Source organism: Aeromonas finlandensis (genome assembly GCF_000764645.1).
In the GTDB taxonomy this organism is placed as follows: Bacteria; Pseudomonadota; Gammaproteobacteria; order Enterobacterales; family Aeromonadaceae; genus Aeromonas; species Aeromonas finlandensis.
This window is the reverse complement of the sequence record NZ_JRGK01000160.1, coordinates 1-9,318: the sequence shown is the minus strand read 5'-3', so window position 1 is coordinate 9,318 and position 9,318 is coordinate 1. Positions and strand designations below refer to the sequence as shown.

10 protein-coding genes, 2 tRNA genes, 1 pseudogene and 1 riboswitch are annotated in these 9,318 nt (G+C 55.5%); of the genes and pseudogenes, 2 read left to right on the top strand and 11 right to left on the bottom strand.

Going from position 1 to position 9,318, the window contains the following annotated elements:
* The 6 genes and pseudogenes from LD28_RS23825 to LD28_RS0111945 form a co-directional block, all read right to left on the bottom strand.
* The coding region (locus LD28_RS23825; protein ID WP_241462291.1) for a helix-turn-helix domain-containing protein at positions 1-192 on the bottom strand (192 nt) is incomplete at its 3' end.
* A 171-nt stretch (positions 193-363) separates the two neighbouring features.
* Positions 364-439: transfer RNA gene (locus LD28_RS0111960), tRNA-Thr, on the bottom strand.
* Between the two features lie 172 nt (positions 440-611).
* Positions 612-839: pseudogene (locus tag LD28_RS22335) on the bottom strand (H-NS histone family protein); the annotation flags it as partial.
* Entirely contained in the window at positions 836-2,134 is a 1,299-nt protein-coding gene (locus LD28_RS0111955; protein WP_156120199.1) for a site-specific integrase, read from the bottom strand. The gene LD28_RS0111955 and the pseudogene LD28_RS22335, both read right to left, overlap by 4 nt.
* A gap of 91 nt (positions 2,135-2,225) precedes the next feature.
* Positions 2,226-2,313, bottom strand: a tRNA-Ser gene (locus LD28_RS0111950).
* A gap of 134 nt (positions 2,314-2,447) precedes the next feature.
* Positions 2,448-2,903, bottom strand: a complete 456-nt coding sequence (locus LD28_RS0111945; protein WP_005337119.1) for a type III secretion system chaperone family protein — start codon at positions 2,901-2,903, stop codon at positions 2,448-2,450.
* 158 nt (positions 2,904-3,061) lie between these two features.
* Here LD28_RS0111945 and LD28_RS0111940 point away from each other — a divergent pair, with 158 nt between their 5' ends.
* Positions 3,062-4,399 carry a flavohemoglobin expression-modulating QEGLA motif protein gene (locus tag LD28_RS0111940; protein ID WP_033137193.1) on the top strand — a complete coding sequence of 446 codons (1,338 nt, stop codon included), beginning with the start codon at positions 3,062-3,064 and terminating at the stop codon, positions 4,397-4,399.
* Between the two features lie 80 nt (positions 4,400-4,479).
* Here the strand turns inward: LD28_RS0111940 and LD28_RS0111935 are convergent, their stop codons facing one another.
* Both LD28_RS0111935 and LD28_RS0111930 read right to left on the bottom strand, forming a co-directional pair.
* Positions 4,480-5,061: a thymidine kinase gene (locus LD28_RS0111935; RefSeq protein ID WP_005337121.1), complete on the bottom strand. Its 582-nt coding sequence runs from the start codon at positions 5,059-5,061 to the stop codon at positions 4,480-4,482.
* A gap of 91 nt (positions 5,062-5,152) precedes the next feature.
* Positions 5,153-6,733 carry a Na+/H+ antiporter NhaC family protein gene (locus LD28_RS0111930; protein WP_033137192.1) on the bottom strand — a complete coding sequence of 527 codons (1,581 nt, stop codon included), beginning with the start codon at positions 6,731-6,733 and terminating at the stop codon, positions 5,153-5,155.
* 88 nt (positions 6,734-6,821) lie between these two features.
* Positions 6,822-6,993, bottom strand: a riboswitch (Lysine riboswitch).
* A gap of 304 nt (positions 6,994-7,297) precedes the next feature.
* Here LD28_RS0111930 and LD28_RS0111925 point away from each other — a divergent pair.
* Positions 7,298-7,702: an H-NS family histone-like protein gene (locus LD28_RS0111925; RefSeq protein WP_033137191.1), complete on the top strand. Its 405-nt coding sequence runs from the start codon at positions 7,298-7,300 to the stop codon at positions 7,700-7,702.
* 69 nt (positions 7,703-7,771) lie between these two features.
* Here the strand turns inward: LD28_RS0111925 and LD28_RS0111920 are convergent, their stop codons facing one another.
* From LD28_RS0111920 to queE, 3 genes are read right to left on the bottom strand one after another with little or no spacing between them, the layout of a single operon-like run.
* Entirely contained in the window at positions 7,772-8,347 is a 576-nt protein-coding gene (locus tag LD28_RS0111920; RefSeq protein ID WP_033137190.1) for a cob(I)yrinic acid a,c-diamide adenosyltransferase, read from the bottom strand.
* Positions 8,344-8,574: a DUF3820 family protein gene (locus LD28_RS0111915; protein WP_033137189.1), complete on the bottom strand. Its 231-nt coding sequence runs from the start codon at positions 8,572-8,574 to the stop codon at positions 8,344-8,346. The genes LD28_RS0111920 and LD28_RS0111915 overlap by 4 nt, the downstream gene beginning before the upstream one ends.
* Before the next feature lies 1 nt (position 8,575).
* Positions 8,576-9,247, bottom strand: a complete 672-nt coding sequence (queE, locus tag LD28_RS0111910; protein WP_033137188.1) for a 7-carboxy-7-deazaguanine synthase QueE — start codon at positions 9,245-9,247, stop codon at positions 8,576-8,578.
* Positions 9,248-9,318 lie beyond the last annotated feature (71 nt).

Genomic DNA, 9,318 nt, shown 5'->3' with positions numbered 1-9,318 from the left:
CTGCTTGAGAGCCCAAGAGATCGCCTGGCTCTTGCTGCTCGCCCCCAACTTCTCGGTTATACGTTCCAGATGAAAGGTGACTGTCCGAGGGGTAATACCCAGGATTTGAGCGATATCACTGACTTGCTTCCCTTCAGCCGCCCACTGACAGACCTCTAACTCCCGCAAGCTCAAAGGGACACGAAGTGGCATGGCTGACGTACACACCCGAACGACAGCTTCGAAGACGTGGCTTGATAGCCAACTCAGAAATGGGATCGCGCTGAGCCATTGATGTTCAGTACGTGGTGTACGTGTGATGAGACCACTACAGTCTTTTATGGCTGGCATCAGGGGCGGCTATGAAGAATTTGGTGGTGATCGTGGTGCTGGCTACCGGAATCGAACTGGTGACCTACTGATTACAAGTCAGTTGCTCTACCTACTGAGCTAAGCCAGCATCATATGCATGCTAAAGGATGTTTTGAATCATGTCATTAGAGCTGACCTCAGTCATGCGACAGATCATTACCGAATATTCCTGGTTCGTAACGACGAGAGCTGGCACTAATTAGCCACGAAGCACGTAAACAGAAAGGCCACACCGTGAGGGCATGGCCTTGTCTATTTAGTTAGATGAGGAATTCATCCAACTGACGACCTTGCTCGAGTTGCTCAGCCAGAAACTTGGGTGTACGGCCCTGGCCGGTCCAGGTTTTCTCTACGCCATTCTCAACGTAACGGTATTTCGGGGGACGCGGTGATCGTTTAGCTTTAGCCGCAGTCGCTGCTGGGGCACTGCCTACCAACGCAGTCGGATCAATCCCAGCTTGAGCCAACATTGCTTGGAACTCAGCTAGGGAAGGTGCGAACAAGTGGGTCGTACCTTCCCCAGGTCTGCGACCGCATGCTCGGGTGTATCACGTTGTTGCAGCTCATCAATAACGGTGTGGCGGAACCCATAGGTGGTAGGTCGTTGCCCCGCCACAAATCCCAGTTTCCCCTGGTAGCGGGAGAAGCAGCACTCGAAATTTTTGGTCCATTCGCCAAACGCCCCTGTAGCCGTACAACTGAACAGCTGCACATGGCCCTGCCTACGCCGCAATTCGACATAATGCAGGAATCCCAGTGCAATCAACCTGCTGTGTATGGGTACGAGTCGTCGGCTGTTGCCGGTTTTGATCGACTGTGCCTCTCCCTCGTCGGTAATGCTGAGGCAGGCGATATTATCCTGGGTCATCACATCACTGACACGTAGCTGACAGATCTCCGCAGGCCGTGCGCCAGTGTGTAGCAGTACCAGAGGTATCCAGAAATCATCTACGTTGTTGTACGCGTGTTGGGTGAAGCTCTCAGAGCTGAACAGGGTCTTGAGCTGGAGGCGCTCCCAGCGCTGTCGTGGGGTAGGCTGCGCACATCTGATTTTGACCTGATCAAATGGATTTTTGGCCGTATATTCCATCTGCACAGCAAAGTACAGCATCTGCGCACAAGCACTCCGGTATTCACTGATCGTTTTTGCCTTTAGCAACCTCTCCGTCGAGAGATTACGCACAAACAAGTCTACGTGTTGGTATTTCAACGCCTGAACGAAGAAGCCGCCACCAACCGCCTGGATCAGAGCCTCTGTACGAGTCTGGAGCTGTTGGATCGAGCGTTGCGAAATGTTGTCCTGCGATTTACGCTCCAGAAACTCAGCCTGCAACTGGCTCATGGTCCTGGGCATTGTACCAGCTGGTTCAAGATGCTGGCGCGGTACAAGAGGCGGCTGTACTTGCGATGCCCTCATTGGAGAGTCGCAGCAGGATGCTGCTGACACGTCATCGGGCTGACTATAAGTAAGTGGAGACGACTGAATAAGCCCGTTAGCAGAGGAAAGCAGTTGTTGGCGTAAGCGAGCCAGATCCGGCGCGATAAGGTCTCGAAAACGGGTCGTCGGCTGATGACTGTCAGCCTTCAAGAGAGCGGGTAATCTGCCCATCATTATCTTGATGCCATGTGCTGCAACCAGATTGCGAAGTGTGGCTTCACTGCGATCTTTGGTGAGCAGGGAGACTCTGATCTCTAGGGGGCAGCCCAACAGGCGAAGGGATTGGGGAAACGGAATGCGGGTGTAGTAGTTCCCGTTTCGGTTTTTCAGCAGGTAGCTCGGCATGATCGTGACACCTCATAGTGACACTGGCCTTTTCGCGCCTCCAGAAACGAAAAAACCCCATGAAATTCATGGGGTTGATTCACATTCAATTTGGCGGTGAGGGAGGGATTCGAACCCTCGATACGTTGCCGTATACACACTTTCCAGGCGTGCTCCTTCAGCCACTCGGACACCTCACCAAATTTTGGTCTGTGGTTTAACGTGTTCAGCCAACACGGCATTCGCTGCGCTGTTGCGCTGGAACGGGGCGTAATTTAGGGGAAAGCCCCGCCCGCGTCAACGGCTTTTTTCACATGGCGAACTGTTCGAACACTTAATGCACAGATTCCGGTGCAACCTGGATTTCCGGCAGGTTGAGGAAGCCGGAACGTTCGCATTCGGCAACCAGTTCGTGGGTGGCAGCGATGGTGCTTTGCACGAACAGCAGGAACTGCTCGACGCTGAGTCCGGCCTTGGTAAAGACGGTGTGGCCGACAACCAGCCGCGGCAGGTTGTCATCGATGATATCGAGAAACACCTTGAGGGAGGGGTACTGCATATTGAGTCTGCCCAGTTCAGCGACCAGCGGCAGCATTGCGGAGGGGCGCACTTCCAGCTCGGAGGAGAACAGCAGGCCTTCCTCTTCCACGAAGATCCGGCTCTCCTGAATACCATCGACCGACTGCAAAGAGACAATGTGGATACCGTGACACTGGTCGCAGACATAGTGCTCGATACGAGCCTGTTGCAACCAACGCATTATCATTTCGGAGCTGGGGATATTCATCATTTCCACGACAAGATTGGGATCAAGGGGCGCAGTCTAAACCAATTTTCCGGCAACCAAAAGCACGCCAGGCCAATAACCGCGCAGCTTGCTTCTTTTTGGCAAGCGCTATGCATATACTCAGCCAAATCCACGACGACGCTTGCCCCACAGGGGGCCCCATGACCATCCAAGAAAAGTATCGCCTCCATCTGAAATCACTCTCGGATGAGCTGCTCGCCCTGCAAAAACCCATCCGCATTCTGGATGCCATCAAGTGGCCACGCCATCTGCAAGAGCGCTTTCTGGCAAGCGGTGGCAGAGAGCTGCCCGCTATCGACAGGCACTTCTATGATGCCCTCCCCCTTGGCTTCGATCCCCGCAACAAGTATCTGGAGCTCAAGGAGCTGCGGGACCGGATCCGCAGAAAGCTGGGGCCGCAGGACGATCTTGGCCGGATCCTGCAAGAGACAGTCGATCAGTACATGGTGGTGATCGAGATGCTGCGCCAGCGCGGCCAACCCGATTTTCAGCGTTACAGCCAGCTGCTTTATGGCTCCGCCAGCGATCACCTGCGCGGGGATCGCAAGACCCTCAAGGAGCTGGGCTCTCGCCTGTGCGACATCTTCTCCCTGCCCGGTGCACGCCATCTGGTGCGCCCCTACCCCAAGGAGTTCGAAGGAGAAGCGGCGGTAGCCAAACTACAGGGCAAGCTGTCGAGCTACTTCAGTGACGGCACAGTGCAAGTAAAGCTGAGCGATGGCATCGTCTCCGACGCCGCGGCCGGTGGCGACTACATCAAGCTCAACTCCCACGCCCGTTTCTCCGAGCTGGACTTGCAGGTGCTGGAGGTGCACGAGGGGTGGGTTCATGTCGGCACCACCCTCAACGGTCGCCAGCAGCCCTATGCCACCTGGCTGAGCGCAGGCTCGCCGCGGATCACTGCGTGCCAGGAGGGGCTGGCGGTCTTGATTGAGACGCTCACCTTCAGCTCCTTTCCGGATCGGGCCAAGCGCATCTCCGATCGGGTAATGGCCATCGACATGGCCGAGCGGGGCGCCGATTTTATCGAGGTGTTTCAGCACTTCGTACAGCAGGGCACCAGCGAGCACGACGCCTACAAGATCACCCAGCGGGTCTTTCGTGGCGGTATGGTGGGCGGCGGCGCCTGCTTTACCAAGGATCTCTCCTACGTGCGTGGCTATGTGGAGACGGTCAACTTTATCCGCAGCGCCGTGCTGGAAGGGGTGCCGGAGATCCTGCCGATGCTGTTTGTCGGCAAGGTGACGCTGGATGACATTCCGGTGCTCTATCAGCACTATCTGGAGGGGCTGATTGCCGCCCCTCGCTACCTGCCGCCGATGTTTCGCGATCTCACCGGGCTCTACGTCTGGTTCGGTTTTGCCTCCGGCATGTCGCTGGTGGATATCGGCCGGGTACAACACCATTTTCGCCAGCTGTTTCAACGCCTGCCGGTGGCCGACCCCATCATTGCGCCGGTGGATATCGAGATCGACTGAACCACAGCGATACAAGTTGGGGAAAATAAGAAGGGCGCCAGATTGGCGCCCTTCTCGACGATTCAAATATCGCAGCCGACTTACTTGTAGGCCCGACCTTCGAGATAGTGTTTGCGACAGAGCGACACATAGCGATCGTTGCCGCCGATCTCCACCTGTTCGCCATCACGCATCACCTGACCCGCTTCGTTGACCCGGGAGTTCATGTGGGCCTTGTTGCCGCACCAGCAGATGCTTTTCAACTCTTCAAACTTGTCGGCCAGACAGAGCAGATGGTAGGAGCCCGGGAACAGCTCGCCACGAAAATCGGTCTTGAGGCCATAAGCCATCACCGGAATATCCTGCTCATCGACGATGCGGGCCAGCTGGTAGACCTGCTCACGGGTCAGGAACTGGGCCTCGTCCACGATGAAGACATCGATATGTTTCTTTGCATGGCGCTCTTTCACCATTTCAAACAGATCACAGCTGTCGCTGAATACGTCCACCTTCAGTTCAAGGCCAACCCGGGCACTGATCACCCCGACCCCGAAACGGTCATCGATGGCAGGCGTCATCGCCAGAGGATGCATGCCCCGCTCCAGATAGTTGAAGTGCGCCTGAATGAGCTGGGTGGATTTGCCTGAATTCATGGTGGCAAATTTGTAGTGCAGTGAAGCCATGATACTGTTCCGATACTGAATTTATGGGGCGCATGCTAACCAAAGCCCCTGACAAAACCAAGGGGCCCGCGGGCCCCTTGCTCTATAAATGTTACGCGGTTGCCAAAACTGGCCGCGCTTTGGCCTTTTTCAGGTGATAGCTGGTAAACAGCACAAACCAGAGGGCGCTGACGCTAAAACCAGCCAGGCTGGAGTGCATCACACCCATGACCAGGTAACCGATGGCAGCACCGAAGGCGATGGCCAGTGCATAGGGCAGTTGGGTCATCACGTGATCGATGTGATGGCAGCCGGCTCCGGTTGCTGAAAGGATACTGGTGCTGGAGATGGGCGAGCTGTGATCCCCGAACACCGAGCCAGCCAGTACGGCGGCCAGCATCGGCAGCATCAAGCTGATGTCGCTGGCTGCGGCCATGTCACCGGCCAGCGGCAGCATGATACCGAAGGTGCCCCAGCTGGTGCCGGTGGCAAACGCCATGGCACAGGAGAGGATAAAGACCACCGCAGGCAACACTTCGATCGGCAGGTTGCCATTGGCCAGCGAAGCCAGGTACTTACCGGTCTCCACATCACGCACCACGGCACCGATGGTCCAGGCAAACAGCAGAATGTTGATGGCTGGCAGCATGGCCATAACGCCTTGCGGAGCCGCCTTGATCCAGTTCTTGGCGCCCAGCTTCAAACGCATGGCCAGACCGATGGAGACCACCAGACTGCACAGGGCACCGTAGACCAGCGAAGAGCCGACATTGGTGTTTTCGAACGAGCCGAGCACGCTGAACGGCAGCCCTTTCTCGCTCAACACCGCAGCACCGGAATCGATCATGAAATAGATGGTGGCGGCGGTCAGGGTCAGGATCGGCAACACCATGTCGATCATGCCGCCGTTGCTCTCTTCCGGGCTCTCCATATCCAGACCGATGGGGCGGCCCTTGGACTCATCCCACAGCTTGCCTTCCAGCGCCCACTCTTCGTGTTGACGCATCGGACCGATATCGAGTTGGAATGCAATCACCACCAGCACCATGATCAGGGTGAAGACGGCGTAGAGGTTCATCGGGATCATCTCGACAAACGCCGCGATGGGGCTCTGTTCGGTCAGACCGTGGGCCGCCATGATGCCGCCAACCAGGGCGATGATATAGGCGCCCCAAGAGGAGATGGGCATCAGTACGCAAACAGGCGCCGCGGTGGAGTCCAGCAGATAGGCCAGCTTGGCACGAGAGATCTGGAAGCGGTCGGTCACCGGACGGCAGATGGCCCCCACCGACAGGCTGTGGAAGAAGTCATCGATAAAGAAGGCAAACACCATCATGCCGGTCAGCGCCTTGGCGCCCTTGCGGGTCTTGGCACGCTTGGCTGCCCACTCGGCAAAAGCACGGGTCGCCCCGGAGACGCTCATCAGGCTGATCAGGCCGCCCAGCAGCAGCATGAACAGCAACATGTTGATGTTGTCACGGTTGAGCGCGCCATCGACCCAGAAAATCTTCAGCACGGTACCCAGCAGATAGTGCAGGGAATCGAGGGGAGAAAACTGGTTGAGCAGCAGACTGCCGGTAAGGATGCCCACACCGAGCGATAGCAGCACACGGCGGGTCATGATCGCCAGGGCGACAGCCAACAGGGGGGGAAGAACGGACCAACCGGAGTCGGCGAAATGACTAATGTCCATGATCTCTTTGCACCTAAAGATTACAGGTGGAGATCTACCGAGAGGATCTAAAGAAACAAAACCTATGGGGAGGTTATACTCCTCAGCCCCTTCAGGTAGCGCTCCATAGTGGATGACTATGGCAGTCCTGCACCTATTAGATGCAGAACCAGCAGCCCGGTATGATGGCCTGGCCACTTCGGCGCTGACTCCTTTCCTTGTGCATCGCAGGCATCACCCTCCGCACAAATACTCATAGGCAGCGCGCCTCTACTTAAAGGTATTCGCGGGACATTTTATCGAGATGGCAGCTTATAGCAAGTTTTTTGATTAAATAGTCATGATAAACATATCAACGTCGGAAAATGGTAGTCAAATGATGCAGCAACACCAGTTTTGACGCTATTTTCACCTATCATGGTTTCGTTGGTATCCAAGCCTCATAGATAAATGCCTGTGATGGAATATCCATGGCAAGGGACTCCCATCCAATATAATATTTTGCACTTCTTGACTTATTTAAATTGCCACGCAAGAATCAGGAGGAACTCAATATTTCCCCTCTGACTCGACGTGGTAAATCCTATGAATGAATTTTTAAAGGTACTGCTTAATATCCGCAGTCTGCGTGCTACCTGCCGCGAACTTTCTCTGGAACAACTGGAAGAGGCACTGGAAAAATTTTCAGCTATCGTCGCCGAACGTCAACAGGATGAATCTGCTGAGCGTCAAGCTCGCGAAGAGCATCAGCGGAAAATTAACGAATATAGCGAAATGCTGAAAGCCGCCGGTATTGACCCTGCAGAATTGGTGAGCGTTGTCGCCACCGCTCCGGGCAAATCAGAAAAAGCTAAACGTGCGCCACGTCCGGCCAAATATCGCTATCAGGATAATGGCGTAGAGAAAACCTGGACCGGCCAGGGCCGTATGCCCTCGGCGATTGCCAGCGCAGTGGCCGCAGGCAAATCACTGGAAGATTTTGCTATCTGATCCCACTTGCTTTGCTAATAAAAAACCTCGCCAAGGCGAGGTTTTTTATTGCAGCTTAAATGTGAAATATCAGATAGCCGATTGCGGGCGATCTGCTGCCTTGACCCACAACACTTCACGCGCCCCTGCCACGCAGATGAGGTAGCGGGCGACGGTAAAGAACCAGTCACTCATCCGGTTCAGATAGGGCAGAACCTCGGGATTGACCCGCTCTTCACGGCTCAATGTCAGCAGCAAGCGCTCGCAATGACGCACCAGGGTACGCACCACATGGGCTTGCGCCGCCGCACGGGAACCACCGGGCAATATAAATTGGCGCAGCGGTGGCAATGGCTCGCTATAACGATCTATCTGCTGTTCAAGGCGAGTGGTCCAGGCGGCATTAACCTGCCAAATTGATTCATTCTGGGCGTCGCTGGAGAATGCCAACTCCCCCCCCAGATCAAACAACTCCTGTTGCAACAGTTGCAAGTCAGCCAATAAACCGACCTCTTGCGACGGCACTTCACAAATCAGCAAGCCAATATGGGAGTTAAGTTCATCGATATAACCGTAGGTCTCGACCCGCAAATGATCCTTGGGCAATTGGATACCATCGGCCAGCCGGGTCATGCCCTTGTCGCCCTGCCTCGTATATATTCTCATACCGACATCCTGTTAATAATGGGAATAATCATTGACTCAAGTCCATTGAGCTTGATCTCGTAAGCCAGTGCCAGCGTCTGGCCCAATTTACCCGCCGGAAAACCGCTGCGGGCCATCCACACCAGATAGGGCTCTGGAATATCGATGATACGCCGCCCCTGATATTTGCCGTAAGGCATCTTGTTGGTCAGGTTCAGCAGTACCTGCTCGTCGGACAACCAATCCATATTAATCGATATCCAGATATTTATGAGTCTGGATTGAGAGTCGCCAGTTACGCGCGATACAGGTTTCCATCGCCAATTGGGTGGCCCGTGGTTTCTGGCTAATCGGCTGCAAGGCAATGACCACATCCGGGCGCAGAGTCGCGGTAGCGAGCAGCGCATCCAGCTCTTCGATATGGTGCTCGGTCGCCACCGGATGCTTGATCTCGTTGGCCCGCGCCAGCGCAGAGACCAGCACAGGCAGCCCCCCTTTCATGCCTATTTTGGGCGAAACCGTGACCCAGGTCTGCTCATGGGTCTTGATCTCGCTGGTACCACTGGTTTCAATCTGCACCTGATAACCCGCCGCCAGCAGCGCTGACGAGAGTTCATGCAGATCGTAAAGGCAGGGCTCGCCACCGGTGATCACCACATGGCGGGCCCGATAACCCAACTCGGCAAAGCTCTTGATGATCTGCTCGGTGCTGAGTTTGCTCCAGCAATCGGATTCGTTGGAACGATCCAGCACCACCTCTTTACCCACTTCACGAGCCGGCTCAACAACCCAGGTATGGCGGGTATCGCACCAGGGGCAGCCCACCGGGCAACCCTGCAGGCGAACAAAGATGGCGGGCAGGCCGGTAAAGATGCCCTCCCCCTGGATGGTCTGGAAAATCTCGTTAATTGGGTAGTACATCTCGATCACGGCTTGTTGTAAAAGTCGCGGATTATACCCCAAGCCACGGCAAGACGCAGGCTCACTCTACG

Excerpts from the sequence above, each read along its gene's own strand:
- LD28_RS0111920 (WP_033137190.1), bottom strand. The coding sequence starts at position 8,347 with ATGAGAATATATACGAGGCAGGGCGACAAGGGCATGACCCGGCTGGCC.
- LD28_RS0111955 (WP_156120199.1), bottom strand. The coding sequence starts at position 2,134 with ATGCCGAGCTACCTGCTGAAAAACCGAAACGGGAACTACTACACCCGC.
- LD28_RS0111930 (WP_033137192.1), bottom strand. The coding sequence starts at position 6,733 with ATGGACATTAGTCATTTCGCCGACTCCGGTTGGTCCGTTCTTCCCCCC.
- queE (WP_033137188.1), bottom strand. The coding sequence starts at position 9,247 with ATGTACTACCCAATTAACGAGATTTTCCAGACCATCCAGGGGGAGGGC.
- LD28_RS0111935 (WP_005337121.1), bottom strand. The coding sequence starts at position 5,061 with ATGGCTTCACTGCACTACAAATTTGCCACCATGAATTCAGGCAAATCC.
- LD28_RS0111940 (WP_033137193.1), top strand. The coding sequence starts at position 3,062 with ATGACCATCCAAGAAAAGTATCGCCTCCATCTGAAATCACTCTCGGAT.
- LD28_RS0111915 (WP_033137189.1), bottom strand. The coding sequence starts at position 8,574 with ATGGATTGGTTGTCCGACGAGCAGGTACTGCTGAACCTGACCAACAAG.
- LD28_RS0111925 (WP_033137191.1), top strand. The coding sequence starts at position 7,298 with ATGAATGAATTTTTAAAGGTACTGCTTAATATCCGCAGTCTGCGTGCT.
- LD28_RS0111945 (WP_005337119.1), bottom strand. The coding sequence starts at position 2,903 with ATGATGAATATCCCCAGCTCCGAAATGATAATGCGTTGGTTGCAACAG.